Here is a 19,169-nt window from a genome sequence, read left to right as displayed (position 1 = left end):
ACAACACGCCGGGCGGCGGGGTAATATAGGCCCCTCGCCCGGCAGCACCGGCCTCTCACAAGCCCGGACATTTTTGCCGAACTCCATTTAAGTAACTGTTTTTGAATAAAAAATAAGTTTGGCACACCTGATGCATATCTGCTGGCAACCGAAAGGGCCAACAGAGCCCGATGGCCTAAAATGGCCGTCATCAGGAGTGCTAGGAAAATGGAAAACACCAGTTACGTTGCCCTGTCCTCGATGACCATGCTGATGCGGCAGATGGACGTGATCGCCAACAACATGGCGAACGTGAACACCGCCTCCTTCAAGCAGCAGTACATGGTGGTCAACGAGTACGACAAGAACACCACCGGCAAGGAAAAGCTGGCGATGGTGCAGGACTTTGCGGTGCTGCGCGACCTGCGCCAGGGCGCCCTGGTCGCCACCGACAACCCGCTCGACCTCGCCATTGACGGTGACGGTTATTATGCGGTCGAGACCAGCAGCGGCCCGCGCTACACCCGCAGCGGCGCCTTCACGCTCGACAGCACCGGCACCATCGTCAACCACGAAGGCAATCCGCTGCTCGATGTGCGCAACCGGCCGATCCAGGTGCCGGCATCGCTTGTCGATCTGCGTGTGACTGCCGACGGCACCATCACCGGCACCGACCCGACCAACCGCCAGCAGCAAACGGTCGGCCAGATCCGCCTCGTGAAGTTCGACAACCCGCACTACCTCAAGGAACTCGGCGACGGCCTCTTCGAGACGGAAGAGTCTCCGATCACCGCCGACAAGGCGGAAATCCGCCAGTACATGCAGGAAGAATCCAACGTCAATCCGGTCCTCACCCTGACCGAAATGATCGACGTCCAGCGCAAGTACCAGTCCACACAGAACTTCCTCGACAAGGAAGATGAGCGGATGCGCGACATGCTGCAACGCCTGGGCAAGGCCAGTACCTGACCCCCGGACAAAACTGGCCACACCCGACTGAAACAACACGCCCCCAGGGGCTCAAGGAGTTCAGAAAATGCGTGCACTTTCCATCGCCGCCACCGGCATGCTCTCGCAGCAGCTCAATGTCGAAACCATCTCCAACAACATCGCCAACCTCAACACCACGGCCTTCAAGCGCCGTCGTGCCGAGTTCCAGGACCTGCTCTACCAGAACTTCCGCCGCGTGGGCTCCACCTCGTCGGATGCCGGCACCATCGTGCCGGCCGGCGTGCAGATCGGTGCCGGTGTGCGTGCCGCCGCCATCTACCGCATCCACGAGCAGGGCAACATCACCATCACCGACAACAAGCTGGACCTCGCCATCAACGGCAAGGGCTACTTCCAGGTGACCCTGCCCAATGGCGACCTTGCCTATACCCGGGCCGGCGCCCTGCAGCTCAACCAGGACGGCAACATCGTGACGCCGGACGGTTATCTGCTGAACGGCCCCGGCGCCGTGCCGCAGGACGCCACCGACATCACCGTCAACTCCTCGGGCGAAGTGCTGGCCACCATCGACGGCCAGGTCCAGCCGCAGAATGTCGGCCAGATCACCCTGCATACCTTCGCCAACGAAAACGGCCTCGAAGCACTCGGCGACAATCTCTACGCCGAAACTCCCGCTTCCGCCGCCAATGTGGAAGGCGTTCCCGGGGCTGCCGGCTTCGGCAAGATCATCCAGGGCGCTCTGGAAACCTCGAACGTGAACGTCGTCTCCGAGATCACCGATCTCATTACCGCCCAGCGCGCCTACGAGATGAATTCCAAGGTTATCCAGGCCAGCGACCAGATGCTGCAGACCGTCTCCAACCTGCGTTGATGATGACCGGTGCCCGGGGCCTCACCGCCCCGGCCCCGATGGAGGAAAAGATGCTGAAGACCACCCGAACGCTGATGACCGCCGCCCTCGTGATTGCCGCTACCGCTTCCACCGGTGCGCTCGCCGCGCTGCGTACCAGCGTGACGGTCGACGGCCAGGACATCTACGCAACCGACCTTTTCACCGACGTCGCCGTCGGCAAGGACCGGCTGGTGGCCCGCTCCCCGGAGCCGGGCAAGACCCTTACCCTCGATGCCGGCACGCTGCGCCGCGTCGCCGCGGCAACAGGTGTGGACTGGAAGCCCACCACCGGCTTCGAGCTGGCGGAAGTTACCCGCGCCTCCACCCATCTGGGCGCCAGCGATATCGTGCGCATGCTCCAGCCGGAGCTGCTGAGCCAGCTTGGCGGCAACGACATCGATGTGCGTCTTGACGATCCCGGCGCCGGTATCGACATGCCGAGCCTCGCGGCACCGGATGTGAAATTGCAGGACCTGCGCGTTACCAGCACCAGCGGCCGCTTCAGCGCCCGCCTGCGTGCACCGGCCGATGGTGGCGTGCAGTATGTCGATGTAACCGGGCAGGCTTTTCCCATCCAGGTCGTGCCGGTCCTCATCGAGCGCAAGCTCAAGGGGCAGGAAATCAGTGCCTCCGATCTCGCCTTCCAGCAGATGCCGGTCGGCCGCCTGCCGGATAATGCCATCAGCGATGCCGACCAGCTTATCGGTATGGCCGCGCGTCGCACCATCAACCCCGGCCAGCCGGTGGTCTCCAGTGCCGTCGGCCTGCCCATCGTCATTACCCGCGGCGACCTCGTGACCATGCGCTACAAGCTCGGCGGCCTTGTGCTGTCGGCCCGTGGCAAGGCCATGGAAGAAGGCGGTGTGGGCGATGTGATCGAAGTCAGCAACACCGACAGCAAGCGCGTGCTCCAGGCGGTCATCGCCGGACCGCAGCTGGTCGAGGTTTATGCTGGCACGAACGTTGCTTCTAACTGATCACCGGTGACAAGAGGCGCGGCAAAAAACGCCCGGCACCATCCCAGGAGGTACATCCGAAATGTCGTTCACGACCCTGAAATCCCGCACCGGCCCGGCCCTCGCCCTTGTGCTGTGCGCCCTGCCGCTGGCCGGTTGCAACATGTTCACCCGGCTGTCGCAGGTGGGGGAAACCCCGTCGCTGACGCCGATCACCAACCCCACGACCCAGGCGGGTTATCAGCCGGTTTCCATGCCGATGCCGGCACCGGAAGCCCCGGCCTATGCCGCCAACTCGCTGTGGCGCTCCGGCGCGCGGGCCTTCTTCAAGGACCAGCGCGCCACCAAGCGCGGCGACATCCTGACGGTCAACATCTCGATCGCCGACAGCGCCTCGCTCTCCAACCAGACCTCGCGCGGTCGCACCGGCGACGAAAGTCTCGGCATCCCGAACCTGTTCGGGCTTGAGACCAAGGTCAACAAGGTGCTGCCCAATGAAGTGGACGCCAGCTCGCTGGTCTCTGCGAATTCCAGCGGATCCAGCACCGGCACCGGCAGCATCGACCGCAAGGAAACCCTGACCCTCAACATCGCTGCCATCGTCACCCAGGTGCTGCCCAACGGCAATCTGGTGATCGAGGGCAAGCAAGAGGTGCGGGTCAATTTCGAAGTGCGTGAGCTCTATGTCACCGGCATGGTTCGGCCGGAAGACATCTCCGCCACCAACGCCATCGCCTTCGACCAGATCGCCGAAGCCCGCATCGCCTATGGTGGCCGCGGCCAGATCACCGACATGCAGCAGCCCCGTTACGGCCAGCAGGTGCTCGACGCCATCCTGCCGTTCTGAGGCTGATAGGCGCGGCTCCGGCTGCGCCTGACAATTCCGGCGCTCTCCTCGCCTGGGGAGGAGGCGCCCTACCGAGGTACCCCTGGGCCCGTTTTCCGCGAGGGGAACGGACCTGGAAACTGCGGCCGGCATCCCTGATGCCGGCCTTTTTTTTCAAACGTCACCGCCCCGGGCGAGGTCGATCCTGATGCCAGCCCGGCCCGCGCCCGGGCAATGAAAAAGGGGCCGCCCGGCGGGCAGCCCCTTTTTCCTGATCCAGTACTTGGCCTGACCGGGCCGGCATCAATCGTCGCGCTGGGTGCGCTCCATGCGCTCGTGACGCTCCTGCGCCTCGAGGCTCAGCGTGGCGATCGGGCGGGCTTCCAGACGGCCGATGCTGATCGGCTCACCGGTATCCTCGCAGTAGCCGTAGCTGTCATCGACGATACGCTCCAGCGCCTCGTCGATCTTGGAGATCAGCTTGCGCTCACGGTCGCGGGTGCGAAGCTCCAGCGCCGTATCGGTCTCCAGCGAGGCACGGTCGGCGATGTCGGGTTCCTGCAGGCCGCTTTCCTGCAAGTGGGAAAGAGTCTCGGTCGACTCCCTGAGCAGCTCTGCGCGCCAGCGCAGCAGCTTCTGGCGGAAATACTCCTTCATGAGCGGATTCATGAAGGTCTCGCCGTTTGTCGGGCGATAATCGGGCGGCAACAACGGAGCAGAAGGTGCGTCGTCGCGGGTTGCGATGCTCACTGACCAGACTCCCGAATTTTAGGAACCATAACGTGCCAGAAGGCGCGCGGAGTATAGGAACATGGAAAATCTGCCGCAAGCCCGAAGAAGCAAGGATGCGAAACGATTTAACACGCTGAAACAAAAAGATAATCTTAGCTCCCGCGGCGCAGCGGGAACTTTTTGTGACAAGAGAAGGCGGGCAATGGCCGCGGCCAGCTGCCTTACTCCTCGTCGCTGCGCGGGGTGAATTTGGCGAGCTCGACCTGCGCCCGCAGGTCAATTTCTTCCAGTACTTCAACCAGCCTGGGGTCGGTGATCTGCCCCTTCTGCGCCTGAACAAGACGCACCAGCTGCTGCAGGCGCTGCGGCGGAATGCCGCCGGTCAGCAGATCGAGCCTCAGATCCTCCAGCTGGTCGAGGATGTTGTTGCCCCGCTGGCGAGCCTTTGAGCGGCCGGTAGTGGCATCGTCAACCTGCTGCAAGGCCAGCAACGCATCGACACCGCCAACGCCGGACATGCCCGAGACACCGGACGCCGTTTCTTCGACACCGCTGTCATCGCCCTGGATATGACGGGAAAACTCGCTGCTTCCGGTCTTCTTGGCCTTTTTTGCCGCGGTGGTTCCGTGAGTGGAACCGGTCCCTTCGACCTTCATGCCTAACCACCTGCTTTCTTCTCTCGAAGCCGCACCGGCCCCCCGCCGCGACCCTGACAGATCATGCCCCAAACACTAGCGGCATTCCTCTTGCAAAACACTAGGCAATGTTTGCCCCGGCGCGCCTTTACCGCCGCCGGGATGCCGGGGCAAAGCTGCCGCCCCTTCTGAACGCCGCCCGCAAACAGCGGTTAGCACATTGAAGAAAAAGCGGAAAACAATATCTGGCACGCTTATCGCATGATGGCAGTGCAACGGGCGGAAGACCCGCAAAGCCAGCGGTTCACCAAGGGTACATCAAGGACATCCCGACCATGCTGATGCCGACCTCAACCTCAAGCCTCGCACCCTCCGGCAGCCGCAAGGCCGGCTTTGCCGCCCGTGCCGGCCGCCTGGCCATTGCGCTTGGCGCCCTGATGGCCTGCACCCTGCTGCTGGCCTCGCCGCCGGCCGAGGCGCAGCGCATCAAGGATATTGTCGATGTCGAGGGTGTGCGCGAGAACATGCTGGTCGGCTACGGCCTTGTCGTCGGCCTCAATGGCACCGGCGACGGCCTCACCAACTCCCCCTTCACCACCCGAAGCCTGCAGGGCATGTTCGAGCGTCTCGGCATCAACATCCGCGACGACACCCTGAAGACCAAGAATGTCGCCGCCGTGATGGTCACGGCCACCCTGCCGGCCTTTGCGCAGCAGGGCACCCGTGTCGACGTCACCGTCTCCGCCATGGGCGATGCCAAGGATCTGATGGGCGGCACCCTGCTCGTCACCCCGCTGATGGGCGCCGATGGCGAGGTTTATGCCGTGGCCCAGGGCAATGTCGCGACGGGTGGCTTTACCGCCTCCGGCGCCGCCGCCACGGTCACCAAGGGCGTTCCCACCTCCGGGCGCATCGCTTCCGGCGCCATTGTCGAGCGCGAGATCGCCTTCGATATCAACGACATGAATAGCCTGCGCCTGTCGCTGCGCAATCCCGATTTCACCACCGCCGAACGCATCGCGCAGACCATCAACGGCTTTCTCGGCCAGGCCGCGGCTACCGCCCGGGATCCCGGCACTGTCGTGCTCAGCGTGCCCGCCTATCGCCGCGGCAACATCGTCGGCCTGATGACGGATGTGGAGCAGCTCCACGTCACCCCGGACCAGGCCGGCCGCGTCATCATCGACGAGAAGAACGGTGTCATCGTGATGGGCGAGAATGTGCGCATCAGCACTGTCGCCATCGCCATCGGCACGCTCACCATCACCGTCACCGAAACCCCGCAGGTCTCCCAGCCCTCGCCCTTCTCGCAGACCGGAGAGACCACCATCGTCCCGCGCACCCAGATCGAGGTGGATGACGGCAAGGACAAGCGCATGGCCATCCTCAGCGAAGGCATCACGCTGCGCGAACTGGTCCAGGGTCTCAACGCCCTCGGCGTCGGCCCGCGCGACATGATCACCATCCTGCAGTCCATCAAGGCCGCCGGCGCCCTGCAGGCCGAGATCGAGGTGCTGTGAGATGAACCTGCAGACCCTCTCCCCCGACATCCTGGCCAGCGGCGCCCTGAACGGATCGCTTGCCGGCGCAAGGCCCACCGACGCCGCGCGCACCGCGCAGCTCCAGGGCATGAAGCCGATGTCCGTCGCCAAGGCCGCCGCCGCCGCGCAGGACTTCGAGGCCATGTTCCTGTCCCAGATGCTGAAGCCGATGTTCAACACCGTGGGGTCGGACGAGATCTTCGGTGGCGGCCAGGCAGAAGAGACCTACCGCGACCTGCTGGTCACCGAATACGGCAAGGAAATCGCCAAGCATGGCGGCGTCGGCATCGCCGCTGCCGTGCAGAAGGAAATGCTGCGTCATCAGGAGTTCCAGGCATCATGAACCAGACCGCCCAAAACCCGTCCGCCCGCAAGGCCGCACTGACGCCCGAACAGGCCCGTGCGGAAGCCGGCGCCCTTATCACCGCCATCGATGATCTCGTCAGCCTGCTCGATATCGAGACCGGCGCCGTGCGCGCCCGCAAGCGCGGCGAGGTCGAGGCGATGCAGAAGGCCAAGAACGAAGCGGTCGCGCTTTATGAGCGCAACCTCTACCGCCTGCGCCAGGTCACCCAGACCAACCGCGACGACATCAATGGTGACGAGGTCTTCAAGGCCCGCCTCATCACTGCGGGCACCCGGCTGGACCGCGCCATCTCGGCCAATGTCATTGCCCTGCAGTCGGCACGCGATGCCAACGAACGGCTGATGAGCATGATTCAGAGTGCCGTCACCTCCCAGCAGCCTACCGGCAGCGGCTATACCGCCCGCGGCGCCAACAACACCGGCTACAAGCATGCCGGCGCCCCGGCAATGACACTGAACGGCACGTTCTGAGCGTCATCCGGCAGGGTGATGCAGGACAAAAAGAAATTTGTTCACGGACTTACCCTTGCGAAACAGGAGTGGAAGCGATGAGAATGGGAGCAGCAGTACGAATGGAGTCCCAACCTATGTCAGCTCCGCTACCGGAGACTGCCGAGCAGATCGATCTGATCGATGAGTTCTTCATCGATACGCGCTTCGGGCGCATTGCCTTCAAGCGCAGCAAGCTCGTGGCCATGCCGATCGGCATGCTGGGGTTCGGGCATCTGCGCAATTATGGCCTCGCCGACCTGCCGGACCCGCGCTTCAGCGCCTTCAAGCTGTTGCAGGCGGCGGACGATGCGGCCGTTTCCTTCGTCGTCCTGCCGATCGACCCCAATGGCGGCATGATCGACGACCAGGACTGGCGCTCGGCCTTCACCGCGCTGGAAGTACGGCCGGAAGAAGGGCTGCTGGCCCTGGTGGTGTCCCCGCGCACCGAAGACGGGCAGATTCGTTTTACCGTCAACTGCCGCGCCCCGGTCATCATTGATACCCGCCGCCTCATCGGCTGGCAGCATGTGCTGCCGAACCCGCGTTACGAAGTTCGCCACCCGCTCTGACGACGGATGCCCGCGCTCCGGCGCGGCAAGGGACGCTTCCTGTTTCGCAAGACACCTGCTCCCCCGGACGGCCCCGTTTCCCACTTCAGGGACGGGGCCGTTTGTTTGCGGCTCCGGCTATCGCCCCCGCCACCGGCACCCGGCACCCGGCACCCGGCAGAGCCAACCCGGCATGATTTTCCCGCCTCATGCCCTGCCCGCCCCGTTCCAGCCGCGACAACTGGCCTCACCCGTTACAACCCTTTGATTTCTCTAGCTTCAGAGAATGGACAGAAATTGGCCCATGCCTTGCATTGAGCAAAGCGACCAATTCCACCGGTGACGAGAGAGCCACCAGATGTCCACCACCGCCGTCGCGCAAACCACTGTGAAAACCGCCGCCGTTGCCGCGGATGCCACCGGTTTTTTTGCCGCGGCAGCTGGCGGAAACCAAACCAGCGGCCTCTTTGCCGCCATGCTGAACGGCGCGGCGAGCCAGGACACAGCCGCCGCCAGCAAGCTGGCCGCAGCCGCTTCCGGCCCGATCAAGCTCCAGCCGACCACCAGCACTCTCGGCGCCGCTCTTGCCGCCGATGCAGCGGCCAGTGCCACCGCTGCCGGCACCGACGCAACCGGTGACGACAGCAAGGATGACGACGCCGGTGCAGACGGCCAGAACCTCTCGCCGGATGTGCTGGCTGCCCTTGCCGCCGCCCTGATGGGCCAGCCCCAGCAGCCGGCGCCGCAGACGCCGACCGGCGATGGCGAGCTTGGCATCGCCGCGGCGACGGTTGCCGCCGGCACGACGCAGCCCGGTGCAAATGCCGGCGCCGGCGTTTCTCCGCTGCTTCCCGGCGAATCACTTCCGACGGCCCCCGGCCTTACGGGTCAGATGCCCGCCGGTGCCGCTGCGACCGCAAACCCGGCCGGCACTGCAACACCCACGGCGACAACTCCGGAGGCTGCCGCCGGCTTTGCCCAGTTGCTGGGTCAGCTGGGCGCCGACAAACCGGCACTGCCGCAGAACAGCGCCAACATCCAGCAAACTGCCGCTTCGGCCAATACCGACGCGGCGAGCCAAAGCACGCCGGCTCTCCCCGCCCAGCTGGCGTCTTCCGGGACCGCACCGGTACCCCCCACCACGCCCCCGGTGAAAACCGGCGCGGTCCCGGACCCCTCTTCCACCGACACAACCGATCTGGCCGATGCCTCCCCGCTCGCCGACCTGTCGCTTGAAGCCGCCGCTGACGCCGCGCCGATGCGTCCGGCAGCCACCGCGGCAGCCGTTACCCGCCAGGCCTCGGCGAAAGCCTCTGCCGCAGCTGCCAACGCCCAGCAGCAGGCGGTGCAGGAACTCTCCGACGCCGCCAACAGCAGCGATACCGCCGGGACGCCCGCCGCCAACGATGCCGGTCCGCGTTACCCGGTGCGCCAGGACGCCTCTGCCCCGGCCGCCCAGCCGCCGGGCGCAGCCCCGCAGGCCGGCGGCAACATGGTGCTTCAGCAAATGCTCGCCCAGGCCAACGCAGCGGCCAAGGCTGCCCCGGCCGGAGCGGCTGGCGCTGCCGGCCAGACGGGCACAAACACCATTGCCGGCACGCAGGTTCGCGGCTCCACCGGCGCGGCAAACCTCGCCCTCATGGCACAGGCGGCGCTCCAGGCAACGCATGCCGCCCCCCCGGCGCAGTCGCCCGCCGCCAGCGACGCTGCCAGCGATGCCGCAGGGCTGATGGCGGTGGATGACAGCGCAGAAGCCGACCTTGCCGCCAGCGACGCAGCCGGCAGCAGCGATCAGGATTTCCAGTCCGACAGCGGCGATGCCGGCAGTTCCAGCCAGCTCGGCGCCGGCGTGGGCGATGTACGCTCCAGCGGCGACAGCAGCTTTGCCCGCGCCGTCCAGCAGGCCTCAGCCGCCCCCGGCAGCGCGCGCCAGGCGCTCTCCCCGGCTGCCCAGCAGCTCGCCATCCATGTCCAGCGGGCGGTTGCCAACAACAACTCCGTGCTGAGTGTCCAGCTCAACCCGCGCGAGATGGGCATGATCGACATCCATGTGCAGATGCAGGATGGCAGCCTGCGCGCCCGGGTGACGGTCGAAAAGCAATCCACGCTCGACCAGTTCCAGAAAGACGCCGCCGGCCTGCAGAAGGCTCTGGCCGATGCGGGTCTCAGCATCGACAGCAACAGCCTTCAGTTCGACCTTTCCGGTCAGAACCAGGGCCAGGCCGCAGCCGACGCCCGCGACCAGCAGCAGTTCCGCAACAGCTCCGGCCGCCGGGGCACTCCCGCCGTGGGCGGGGTCGACAATGCAGCGACCGTCACCCAAGCCACCCTTTATGTCGAGGAAGGCCGCGTGGACCTGAAGGTCTGACGCCCGCGCCGCCCGAGGAGAAAGAGCCATGTCCGGCATCGACACTTCCAGCAACTCGGTCAACTCTACCGCAACCGCCAATCAGGCTTCCGCGGCGGGTACCAGCCTCGCATCGCTGGGTAACGACTATCAGAACTTCCTCAAGCTGCTGACGATCCAGCTCCAGAACCAGGATCCGACGCAGCCGATGGATACCGACAAGATGACCCAGCAGCTGGTCGCCTTCACCGGCGTCGAGCAGCAGATCCTGACCAACAACAACCTTGAATCGCTGAAATCGCTGCAGCAGCAGAGCGCGACCGGCGCCGCCATCGGCTATATCGGCCATCAGGTCGAATATGCCGGCAACGAGGTTGCCCTGCTGCCCGACCAGTCGGCCTACTTCTCCTATACGCTGAAGGACGAAGCCTCCTCGGTCGAGGTGCGTATCTACGATGCCTCCGGCAACGAGGTCCGCGCCGTGGCCGGCCCGACCGCCAGCGGTACCAACAAGATCGAGTGGGACGGCAAGGACCAGAACGGTACCGAGCTCGACCCCGGTCTCTACACCGTCTACGTCATCCCCAAGGATGCCGACGGCAACAAGATGGATTACGACATGACCGTGCAGGGTTATGTCGAGGGCGTCGAGGTCCAGGACGACGGCACCTACCTGCATGTCGGCACCAACCTCCTGCCGATGAGCAAGGTACTTTCGGTCTACTGATCTCCGGCCGGCGGCATCCACACATCAGCGCATGTGAAACGGTGCCGCCGCCCTCTCCGACAGATGTACCCGGAGAAGGTCCGCACGACGCATCGGTATAGGGTGCGTCGGGCGCTTCCTATTTATATTGCATTTTAGGCAAATTTGGGCGATTTCATGTCCCGGCGGATGTGGCCGGGGTCGGGTTTGGCATGCCCTTATATGGATTTGCCATAATTAAAAACCCTCCCCCGGGCTGGAACTGAGCGTTGCCAGGACGCAACGAATAGCAGAATCCTAGCGAGTCTCGGGCGGCTTTATGGCCGTTGCGCGTGACTTCCGGCATCAGGCTTCGTATGGTAGGCAGAAATTGCCTGCCTCGGGCCGCAATTCTGTTCCAAATGGGGCAGAAGCAAGGCGCCGGGGTTCCGTGTCGAGGGACAGCAGCGTGAACGCATTCCTGCAAACGCTCAAAAACCTGGGGCCGATGAGGCTCTCGGCAATTGGCTTCGTCGGTCTTCTCATCATCGGCTTCTTCATCTTCGCAACCCTGCGGATGACGGCACCGGAGATGCAGAAGCTCTATGGCGATCTGGCCGACAAGGACACGGCGCAGATTACCGAGCAGCTCGACGCGCAGAAGGTCCCCTATGAGCTGCGTAACAACGGCACCGAGGTCTGGGTTACCAAGGACCAGGTGGACAAGGTCCGTATCGACCTTGCAAAGGAAGGCCTGCCCAAGGGCGGCACCGTGGGCAACGAGATCTTCGACAGCGGCGAAGGCTTCGGCACCTCCTCCTTCATCCAGAACGTCAACCGCCAGCGCGCGATGGAGGGCGAGCTTGCCCGCACCATCAGCTCGATCGACGGCATCCGCCAGGCGCGCGTCCATCTCGTGCTGCCGCGCCGCGAGCTGTTTGCCCAGACCGAAGAGCAGCCGACCGCATCCGTGTTCCTGCAGCTGCAGCAGGGCGTCGATCTCTCCCGCGAGAACATCTCGGCGATCCGCAACCTGATCTCCGCCGCCGTGCCGAAGCTGGAGACCAAGATGGTCTCCATCGTCGACGATCACGGCCAGCTCCTCGCCTCGACCGAGGAAGACGACGCCTCCTACATCAACGCGACCGCCGATGAGGCCCGCCAGCGCTATGAGCGCCGCCTCTCCCGCTCGATCGAGGACATGATCGGCCGCACCGTCGGCTACGGCAAAGTCCGCGCCGAGGTGAATGCGGACATGAATTTCGACCGCGTGGAGACCACGTCCGAGCAGTTCAATCCGGACGACAAGATCCAGCGTTCGACGCAGAACATCACCGAAGAGACCGAGAACACCGAGGCTCAGGCCATCGACAGCATCACGGTCGCCAACCAGCTTCCGAGCACCGACGCCAACAACGTCAACCCGCTGCTGCCCACCTCGCGCAACAGCTCCAAGCGCACGGAAGCCACCACCAATTTCGAAGTCAGCAAGACCACCACCAACCAGGTCCGCACCGGCGGCGAAGTCAAGCGCCTCTCCATCGCGGTGATGATCGACGGCACCTACAAGACCAATGCCGACGGCACCACCGAGTATGTGCCGCGCAGCGACGCCGAGCTGCAGCAGATCCAGCGCCTTGTGCAGTCGGCCGTCGGCTTCAGCCCCGACCGCGGCGACAGCATCGACGTCGTCAACATGCAGTTCGTCGACCAGTTCGATGCCAGCAAGCAGGAGCCGCTCATCTTCGGCATGAAGCGTGACGACCTGTTCCGCTTCGCCGAGATCATCGCCCTGGTGCTGGTTGCCATCCTCGTCATCCTGCTGGTCATCCGGCCGCTGCTGGCCCGTGCCTTCGAGGACGACACCGAGGAAGAGGAGATCATCGAGGAGGATGAGGATGCCGATCTGCCGCGCCTCACGGCCTCGGAAAGCGGCGCCCTCGCCCAGGCTCTCGCCATGGAAGGCGGCGACATGGACGAGGAAGAGAGCGACGCGATGATCGACGTCAACCGCATCGAGGGCAAGGTGCGCGCCTCTACCCTTCGCAAGATCGGTGAGATCGTGGAAAAACATCCCGAGGAGGCGGTCGCCATCCTGCGTGCATGGATGTACCAGGAAACCTGATAGACTGATCGAGGACCACCGGCGACGCGCCAGCCGCAGCGCCTGCGGAACAACACCCCGGCGAGGGACGTTTAGGAAACGGCATGAGCTTGAACCCCTTCCAGTTCGGAATAGATTTCGACGAGGAAGATCCGCGCACCAAAACCCGCCGGGCCGCCGAAGCCCGGCAGGCGGAGATCGCGGCTGAGAAGGCCCGGGAGGAAGAGCCGCCTCCCCCGCCCCCGCCGCCTACCGTGCTTGAATCCGAGGCCATGGCCTGGCGTGACGCCGCCCGCCTGCAAGGCAAGCAGGAAGGCGTTACCGAAGGTCAGCGCATTGGCGAGCAGAAGGGCCGCGCCATCGGCTTTGCCGAGGGCCATACCGCCGGCCAGGACGAAATGCGCGCCTCGCTGGAACAAACCATCGCCGACACGCTGCAGGCGATTGCCGCCGGCATGTCGGAGAGCCACGCCGCGCTCGTGGAAACCCGCCAGCATTTCGACCGCGCCTCGGTGGACGTCGCCATCGCGGTTGTGAAGCGCCTGTTCCCCGAACTTTCCGCCCGTCATGGCCTCAGCGAGATCGAGGCGCGGCTGCGCGAGATCCTGCGCGACCTTACCGACGAGCCGCGTGTGCTGGTCAAGGTGTCCACGGACAGCCGCGACGAGATCGACGCAAGAATTGAAACCATCCGGACCGAAACCGGCTATGATGGCCGTCTGGCGGTCATCGCCGACGAAACGCTGGCTGCCGGCGATGTGCGCATCGAATGGCCGACCGGTGGCGCGGAACGGCTGAGTTCCGATCTCTGGCGCATGGTGGACGAGGCTGTGGGCCGCGTGGTCGGCCCGCCGCCGCCACGTCCGGCAGTACAGCCGGCACCTCAGGAAGCAGCAGCACGGCCTGCTACGGGCGAAATGCCCGGCGACGCTGAGGCCGGGGATGATAATACCGATAGCCAAAGCGCTGAAAAGGAACGAGAATTGGCTGACGCCGAAGCCGCGTCCGGCTAGCCGGAGTTGCGGTGGTTAAAACCTTCTGCCGTCAGGGGGGCGGGAGGAGGTCCTGACGAAGGGACCATGATCAGGACAGCGGGGAGTTTGGTGCATGTCTGAGTCCGATTTCGATCTTGATGAAGTCGATGCCGGCGACGGGATGGATGGGGGCGATCTTGATGGTCCGGCGCAAGCCAAGGACCTTGAGGCCATCTATGACATTCCGGTGCAGATTTCCGCCGTGCTCGGCAAATCGGCCATGCAGGTGAGCCAGCTTCTCAAGCTGGGACGCGGCGCGGTGGTCGAGCTGGATCGCAAGGTCGGCGAGGCTATCGACATCTATGTGAACAACCGCCTCGTCGCCCGCGGCGAAGTGGTGGTGGTGGAAGACCGGCTCGGCGTGACGATGACTGAAATCGTCAAGTCCGACCGGGCATGAGGCAACCGGATCCCATGAGCCTCGGCGAGCAATCGTCCTCCAGCCCGCTTGGAAGCCCGCTGAAGGCGGGAAATGCTGCTGGCACGCCCGGCGCGCAGCCGGGTGCCGGCACTGCGCGCGCGGCCGATTTGCGCCGCATCATTGCCCGCCCGGTCATCGATATCGGCGGCGGCGTCAGCCTGGTGATCGCGGTCGTCCTGATCGGCGGCGCCATCCTCCTGGGCGGGCGCCCGGGCTCCTTCCTTGATCTTGCAGCCTTCCTCATCGTCGGCGGCGGCACACTGGCGGTCACCGCCATCTCCTTCCCACTGTCGGAAGTGCTGTCGACGCCGCGGCAGATCATCGCCGCCCTGACCAGCCGCCCGGCCCAGCCGATGGCGATTGCCGTGGAGATGCTGCGCCTTGCCGAGCAGGCGCGCCAGACAGGCACCCTGGCACTGGAAGGCATGCTGCCGCGCCTTACCCGCAATGATTTCCTGCACCGTTCCATCGGCATGCTGGTGGACGGCATGCCGAGCGACCAGATCGAGGGCATCCTCGGCAACGAGCTTGCCAGCCATGCCCACCGCTGCGCCCGTGGCAGCGCCATCATGCGGCGCGCCGGCGAAGTGGCCCCGGCCATGGGCCTTATCGGCACGCTGGTCGGTCTCATCCAGATGCTGGGGCGGCTGGACGAACCCTCGCAGATCGCCCCCGGCATGGCGGTTGCCCTGCTCACGACCTTTTACGGCGCCCTGTTCGCCAACATGTTCCTGCTGCCGCTTGCCGCCAAGATGGAGCGCAACAGCGAGGACGAGGCGGTGATCAAGCAGATTTACCTTGCCGGCGCGATGTCCATCGCCCGGCAGGAAAATCCGCGCCGGCTCGAACTGGTTCTCAACACCATCCTGCCCGTCGGGCAGAGGGTGAAGTATTTCGACTGATGACGAGGCCCGGTGCCGGACGATGAAAGGCACCTTTTGGCCGCAGAGGGAAGACGAAGCACGATGCGCTTACTGATCGTCGGAACGTTGGAAGGCTATATCAGCGCCGCCGGCCAGATCGCCATGCAGCGGGGGGCCAGGGTTGCGCATATCGACACGATCGATGGCGCACTGACGGCCCTGCGCAGCGGACAGGGCGCCGATCTGGTGATGATCGACGTCAAGCTGGATGTCGCGCAGCTGGTAAAGGCCCTCAAGAGCGAACGCATCACCGTGCCGGTGGTCGCCTGCGGCGTCGGCACCGATGCGCGCGCCGCCGTCAAGGCCATCCATGACGGCGCCAAGGAATACATCCCCCTGCCCCCGGACGCCGATCTCATCGCCGCCGTGCTGGAGGCCGTGACCGCCGAAAGCCACCAGCTCATCAGCCGCGACCCGGCGATGGGCTCGGTGCTGCAGATGGCCGACCAGATCGCCCCGTCGGACGCCAGCGTGCTGATCACCGGCGAAAGCGGCACCGGCAAGGAGGTGATGGCGCGCTATATCCACGGCAAATCACGCCGTGCCTCGAAGCCCTTCATCTCTATCAACTGCGCCGCAATCCCGGAAAACCTTCTGGAATCCGAACTTTTCGGCCATGAGAAGGGTGCCTTTACCGGCGCCGTGGCCCGCCGCGTCGGCAAATTCGAGGAAGCTAATGGCGGCACGCTGCTGCTGGATGAAATCGGCGAGATGGACCCGCGCCTGCAAGCCAAGCTGCTGCGCGCCATCCAGGAACGTGTGATCGACCGTGTCGGCGGTACCCAGCCGGTGCGCGTCGATATCCGCCTGCTGGCAACCACCAACCGCTCCCTTGAGGAAGAAGTGCGCAAGGGCACCTTCCGCGAGGATCTTTATTTCCGCCTCAACGTCGTCCATCTGATGCTGCCGCCGCTGCGCGAGCGCCCGATGGATGTGGCCGTGCTCTCCGAGTTCTTCGTCAAGAAATACTCCGAAGCCAATGGCCTGCCGCTGAAGGCCCTCTCCCCGGACGCCATCCAGAAGCTTTCCGTGCACACCTGGCGCGGCAATGTGCGCGAGCTTGAAAACACCCTGCACCGTGCCGTTCTGCTCTCCCGCCAGGCGCAGATCGAGCCGGAAGCCATCATGCTGACCGGCCAGCCGCAGACGCTGGCGCCCGCCCCGGCGCCGGCGCCGGTCGCTCCGGCAGCCCCGCAGCCGATGACGCCGCCCGCCGCCGCAGCCCCGGCTACGCCCATGGCGCCGCCGCCTGCTTCCGGCTGGGCCCCGGCAGAACCGGCCGCCGCTGAAGAGGCCGGTGCCGGCAGCGGCACCAGTGGCCTTGTCGGCCGTACGGTGGCGGATGTGGAGCGCGATCTCATCATCGACACGCTCTCACACTGCCTCGGCAACCGCACCCATGCGGCCAATATTCTCGGCATTTCCATCCGCACGCTGCGCAACAAGCTCAAGCAATATACCGAAGAAGGCGTTGCCGTTCCGGCTGCGGGCGGCGGCGACAGCGAGCCGGCCTATCCTTGATGGCGCTTCGGGCCGGAACAGATAGGGTCAATCGATGAGCGACCAGTCGCAAGCCGGGTTCGTCGGCCGTCTGCCGCCGCAGCTGCAGCAGCTGGTGAAGGCTGTCTCGCGCGGCGAGGTCGGCTTTGCCGTCGGCGTCATCCTGCTGCTGGTCGTGCTTATCTTCCCGATGCCGGCCTTCCTGCTGGATATCGGCCTTTCGGTTTCCTTTACCTTCTCGGCGCTGGTGCTGCTGGTGGTGCTTTTCATCGAAAAGCCCACCGACTTCACCTCCTTCCCCTCCATCCTGCTTGTCAGCACGATGTTGCGGCTGGCGCTCAACCTCGCCTCGACCCGCCTTATCCTCCAGTACGGGCATGAGGGGGCGGATGCCGCCGGCCATGTGATCGAGGCCTTTGCCGGCTTCATCATGGGCGGCAACTTTGTCATCGGCGTGATCGTGTTCGCCATCCTTGTGCTGGTGAACTTCATGGTCATCACCAAGGGTTCCGGCCGTATCGCCGAAGTGTCGGCGCGCTTCACTCTCGATGCCATGCCCGGCAAGCAGATGGCGATCGACGCCGACCTCTCCTCCGGCCTCATCAACGAGGATCAGGCCCGCGACCGCCGCAAGGACCTGCAGGCCGAAAGCATGTTCTTCGGCTCCATGGACGGTGCGGCCAAGTTCGTGCGCGGCGACGCCGTTGCCGGCCTCATCATCACCGCCATCAACGTCATCGGCGGCATCATCATCGGCGTGGCGATGATGGACCTCTCCTTCATGGAAGCGGCGCAGAACTATACGCGCCTCACCATCGGTGACGGTCTGGTCTCGCAGATCCCCTCCCTGCTCGTCTCCCTCGCCTCCGGTCTTCTGGTCACCAAGGGCGGCACGGAAGGCACGGCCGACGAGGCCATCTTCGGCCAGCTCAGCTCCTATCCGAGCGCGCTTGGCATGGCGGCGCTGCTGACGGCGCTGATGTCGGTTCTGCCCGGCATCCCGATGATCCCGTTCCTCAGCATGAGCGCGATCACCGGCGGCATTGCCTGGTGGCTGGTCAAGCGCGCCAAGGCGGAGGAAGAAGGTGGCGGCGCGGCGGCAGGCGGCAAAGCCGCCGGGGGCAAGGGCGGCGGGGCTGCCGGCGCTCCGGGAGCCGCGGGGGCTGCGGCGGGCGCTCCGGCCGCACCGGCGGAAGAGCCGATCTCCTCCGCGCTCCATATCGACCAGATCCGCCTCGAGCTGGGTTATGCGCTGCTGGCGCTGGTCAACAACCAGCAGGGCCAGCGCCTTACTGATCAGATCAAGGGCCTGCGCCGGCAGCTCGCCATGGAAATGGGCTTCATCATGCCCTCCGTGCGCATCCAGGATAATTTGCAGCTCCAGCCCAATGAATACATGGTCCGGGTGAAGGAAATTTCCGCCGGCGTCGGCTCCATCCGCCCCAACATGCTGCTGGTCATGGACCCGCGCGGCGACCAGATCACCATCCCCGGCGAAGCGACTGTGGAGCCGACCTTCGGCCTGCAAGCCATGTGGGTGGACCCGATCCACCGCGAGGAAGCGCTGTTCAAGGGCTACACGGTGGTGGATGCGCCGACCGTCGTCACCACCCACATCACCGAGATCGTCAAGGAGAACATGGCCGACCTGCTCTCCTATGCCGAGACGCAAAAGCTGCTGGATGAAGTCCCGGAAGCCTTCCAGAAGCTGGTCGCCGATGTCATCCCCACCCTGATCACCATGGGCGGCCTGCAGCGCGTGCTGCAGAACCTTTTGAGCGAGCGTGTCTCCATCCGCGACCTGCCGGCGATCCTGGAAGGCATCGCCGAGGCGACGGGCGTTACCCGCAACGTCACCGCCATTACCGAACATGTGCGCTCGCGCCTTGCCCGCCAGATCAGCGACGCCAACAAGTCGGATGCCGGTTACATCCCGCTGCTTACCCTCTCTCCGGACTGGGAGCAGGAATTCGCCAACGCCATCGTCGGCGAAGGTGATGACCGCCAGCTTTCCATGGCCCCCAGCCGCCTGCAGCAGTTCATCACCGGCGTGCGCCAGAGCTTCGAGCGCCAGGCCATGGCCGGCGAGATGCCGGTGCTGCTGACCAGCCCGGGCATCCGGCCCTATGTGCGCTCCATCATCGAGCGGTTCCGCCCGCAGACTGTGGTAATGTCGCAAAATGAAATTCACCCCAAGGCCAAGATCAAGACGCTGGGGCAGGTTTGAGGATGAGTAA

General features: G+C 64.8%; 18 protein-coding genes. 16 read left to right on the top strand and 2 right to left on the bottom strand.

From position 1 onward, the window contains the following. The first annotated feature begins 207 nt into the window (after positions 1–207). The 4 genes from flgF (at position 208) to flgH (ending at position 3,625) form a co-directional block, all read left to right on the top strand. Positions 208–948, top strand: a complete 741-nt coding sequence (gene flgF / locus QTL98_RS09320; protein ID WP_445681940.1) for a flagellar basal-body rod protein FlgF — start codon at positions 208–210, stop codon at positions 946–948. Between the two features lie 67 nt (positions 949–1,015). Continuing rightward, complete coding sequence (gene flgG, locus QTL98_RS09315) at positions 1,016–1,801, top strand: flagellar basal-body rod protein FlgG (RefSeq protein ID WP_445681939.1); 786 nt, start codon at positions 1,016–1,018, stop codon at positions 1,799–1,801. Positions 1,802–1,851: 50 nt separating this feature from the next. Next, positions 1,852–2,799, top strand: a complete 948-nt coding sequence (flgA, locus tag QTL98_RS09310; RefSeq protein ID WP_445681938.1) for a flagellar basal body P-ring formation chaperone FlgA — start codon at positions 1,852–1,854, stop codon at positions 2,797–2,799. A gap of 61 nt (positions 2,800–2,860) precedes the next feature. Next, the gene (gene flgH, locus QTL98_RS09305; protein ID WP_445681937.1) at positions 2,861–3,625 is read left to right on the top strand and encodes a flagellar basal body L-ring protein FlgH; all 765 of its coding nucleotides are present in this window, start codon (positions 2,861–2,863) and stop codon (positions 3,623–3,625) included. Between the two features lie 282 nt (positions 3,626–3,907). On the opposite strand, the gene dksA is transcribed toward flgH, so the two are convergent. Both dksA and QTL98_RS09295 read right to left on the bottom strand, forming a co-directional pair. Then, positions 3,908–4,273, bottom strand: coding sequence for an RNA polymerase-binding protein DksA (gene dksA, locus QTL98_RS09300; RefSeq protein WP_445682122.1), 366 nt, complete (start codon positions 4,271–4,273; stop codon positions 3,908–3,910). Between the two features lie 284 nt (positions 4,274–4,557). Next, positions 4,558–4,992 carry a flagellar assembly protein FliX gene (locus QTL98_RS09295; protein ID WP_445681936.1) on the bottom strand — a complete coding sequence of 145 codons (435 nt, stop codon included), beginning with the start codon at positions 4,990–4,992 and terminating at the stop codon, positions 4,558–4,560. Positions 4,993–5,312: 320 nt separating this feature from the next. On the opposite strand from QTL98_RS09295, the gene QTL98_RS09290 reads away from it, so the two are divergent. The 12 genes from QTL98_RS09290 to flhA all read left to right on the top strand — a co-directional run bounded on the left by QTL98_RS09290 (position 5,313) and on the right by flhA (position 19,159). Then, on the top strand, positions 5,313–6,491 hold the full coding sequence (locus QTL98_RS09290) for a flagellar basal body P-ring protein FlgI (RefSeq protein WP_510637560.1): 1,179 nt from the start codon (positions 5,313–5,315) through the stop codon (positions 6,489–6,491). Between the two features lies 1 nt (position 6,492). Beyond that, complete coding sequence (locus QTL98_RS09285; RefSeq protein WP_445681935.1) at positions 6,493–6,855, top strand: rod-binding protein; 363 nt, start codon at positions 6,493–6,495, stop codon at positions 6,853–6,855. Continuing rightward, a complete protein-coding gene (locus tag QTL98_RS09280; protein ID WP_445681934.1) occupies positions 6,852–7,349 on the top strand; it encodes a hypothetical protein in 498 nt (165 codons plus the stop codon). Before QTL98_RS09285 ends, QTL98_RS09280 begins: the two co-directional genes overlap by 4 nt. A 116-nt stretch (positions 7,350–7,465) precedes the next feature. Beyond that, positions 7,466–7,939: a flagellar assembly protein FliW gene (gene fliW, locus QTL98_RS09275; RefSeq protein WP_445681933.1), complete on the top strand. Its 474-nt coding sequence runs from the start codon at positions 7,466–7,468 to the stop codon at positions 7,937–7,939. 337 nt (positions 7,940–8,276) lie between these two features. Continuing rightward, entirely contained in the window at positions 8,277–10,286 is a 2,010-nt protein-coding gene (locus tag QTL98_RS09270) for a flagellar hook-length control protein FliK (RefSeq protein ID WP_445681932.1), read from the top strand. Positions 10,287–10,314: 28 nt separating this feature from the next. Beyond that, on the top strand, positions 10,315–10,992 hold the full coding sequence (locus QTL98_RS09265) for a flagellar hook assembly protein FlgD (protein ID WP_445681931.1): 678 nt from the start codon (positions 10,315–10,317) through the stop codon (positions 10,990–10,992). Between the two features lie 466 nt (positions 10,993–11,458). Next, a complete protein-coding gene (gene fliF, locus QTL98_RS09260; RefSeq protein WP_445681930.1) occupies positions 11,459–13,075 on the top strand; it encodes a flagellar basal-body MS-ring/collar protein FliF in 1,617 nt (538 codons plus the stop codon). A gap of 83 nt (positions 13,076–13,158) precedes the next feature. Then, a complete protein-coding gene (locus QTL98_RS09255; RefSeq protein WP_445681929.1) occupies positions 13,159–14,067 on the top strand; it encodes a FliH/SctL family protein in 909 nt (302 codons plus the stop codon). 94 nt (positions 14,068–14,161) lie between these two features. After that, positions 14,162–14,488: a flagellar motor switch protein FliN gene (fliN, locus tag QTL98_RS09250; protein ID WP_510637542.1), complete on the top strand. Its 327-nt coding sequence runs from the start codon at positions 14,162–14,164 to the stop codon at positions 14,486–14,488. Positions 14,489–14,502: 14 nt separating this feature from the next. Beyond that, entirely contained in the window at positions 14,503–15,411 is a 909-nt protein-coding gene (locus QTL98_RS09245) for a motility protein A (RefSeq protein WP_445681928.1), read from the top strand. 63 nt (positions 15,412–15,474) lie between these two features. Further along, positions 15,475–16,953, top strand: a complete 1,479-nt coding sequence (locus QTL98_RS09240; protein WP_445681927.1) for a sigma-54-dependent transcriptional regulator — start codon at positions 15,475–15,477, stop codon at positions 16,951–16,953. Between the two features lie 34 nt (positions 16,954–16,987). Beyond that, the gene (flhA, locus tag QTL98_RS09235; protein WP_445681926.1) at positions 16,988–19,159 is read left to right on the top strand and encodes a flagellar biosynthesis protein FlhA; all 2,172 of its coding nucleotides are present in this window, start codon (positions 16,988–16,990) and stop codon (positions 19,157–19,159) included. Positions 19,160–19,169: the final 10 nt, after the last annotated feature.

Origin of the sequence: Radicibacter daui (genome assembly GCA_030657355.1) — a bacterium.
Classification (GTDB): Bacteria; Pseudomonadota; Alphaproteobacteria; order Radicibacterales; family Radicibacteraceae; genus Radicibacter; species Radicibacter daui.
The sequence above is the reverse complement of the archived record's forward strand: the minus strand, read 5'-3'. Positions and strand labels throughout refer to the sequence as shown.

Excerpts from the sequence above, each read along its gene's own strand:
- flgF (WP_445681940.1), top strand. The coding sequence starts at position 208 with ATGGAAAACACCAGTTACGTTGCCCTGTCCTCGATGACCATGCTGATG.
- flgG (WP_445681939.1), top strand. The coding sequence starts at position 1,016 with ATGCGTGCACTTTCCATCGCCGCCACCGGCATGCTCTCGCAGCAGCTC.
- flgA (WP_445681938.1), top strand. The coding sequence starts at position 1,852 with ATGCTGAAGACCACCCGAACGCTGATGACCGCCGCCCTCGTGATTGCC.
- flgH (WP_445681937.1), top strand. The coding sequence starts at position 2,861 with ATGTCGTTCACGACCCTGAAATCCCGCACCGGCCCGGCCCTCGCCCTT.
- dksA (WP_445682122.1), bottom strand. The coding sequence starts at position 4,273 with ATGAATCCGCTCATGAAGGAGTATTTCCGCCAGAAGCTGCTGCGCTGG.
- QTL98_RS09295 (WP_445681936.1), bottom strand. The coding sequence starts at position 4,992 with ATGAAGGTCGAAGGGACCGGTTCCACTCACGGAACCACCGCGGCAAAA.
- QTL98_RS09290 (WP_510637560.1), top strand. The coding sequence starts at position 5,313 with ATGCCGACCTCAACCTCAAGCCTCGCACCCTCCGGCAGCCGCAAGGCC.
- QTL98_RS09285 (WP_445681935.1), top strand. The coding sequence starts at position 6,493 with ATGAACCTGCAGACCCTCTCCCCCGACATCCTGGCCAGCGGCGCCCTG.
- QTL98_RS09280 (WP_445681934.1), top strand. The coding sequence starts at position 6,852 with ATGAACCAGACCGCCCAAAACCCGTCCGCCCGCAAGGCCGCACTGACG.
- fliW (WP_445681933.1), top strand. The coding sequence starts at position 7,466 with ATGTCAGCTCCGCTACCGGAGACTGCCGAGCAGATCGATCTGATCGAT.
- QTL98_RS09270 (WP_445681932.1), top strand. The coding sequence starts at position 8,277 with ATGTCCACCACCGCCGTCGCGCAAACCACTGTGAAAACCGCCGCCGTT.
- QTL98_RS09265 (WP_445681931.1), top strand. The coding sequence starts at position 10,315 with ATGTCCGGCATCGACACTTCCAGCAACTCGGTCAACTCTACCGCAACC.
- fliF (WP_445681930.1), top strand. The coding sequence starts at position 11,459 with ATGAGGCTCTCGGCAATTGGCTTCGTCGGTCTTCTCATCATCGGCTTC.
- QTL98_RS09255 (WP_445681929.1), top strand. The coding sequence starts at position 13,159 with ATGAGCTTGAACCCCTTCCAGTTCGGAATAGATTTCGACGAGGAAGAT.
- fliN (WP_510637542.1), top strand. The coding sequence starts at position 14,162 with ATGTCTGAGTCCGATTTCGATCTTGATGAAGTCGATGCCGGCGACGGG.
- QTL98_RS09245 (WP_445681928.1), top strand. The coding sequence starts at position 14,503 with ATGAGCCTCGGCGAGCAATCGTCCTCCAGCCCGCTTGGAAGCCCGCTG.
- QTL98_RS09240 (WP_445681927.1), top strand. The coding sequence starts at position 15,475 with ATGCGCTTACTGATCGTCGGAACGTTGGAAGGCTATATCAGCGCCGCC.
- flhA (WP_445681926.1), top strand. The coding sequence starts at position 16,988 with ATGAGCGACCAGTCGCAAGCCGGGTTCGTCGGCCGTCTGCCGCCGCAG.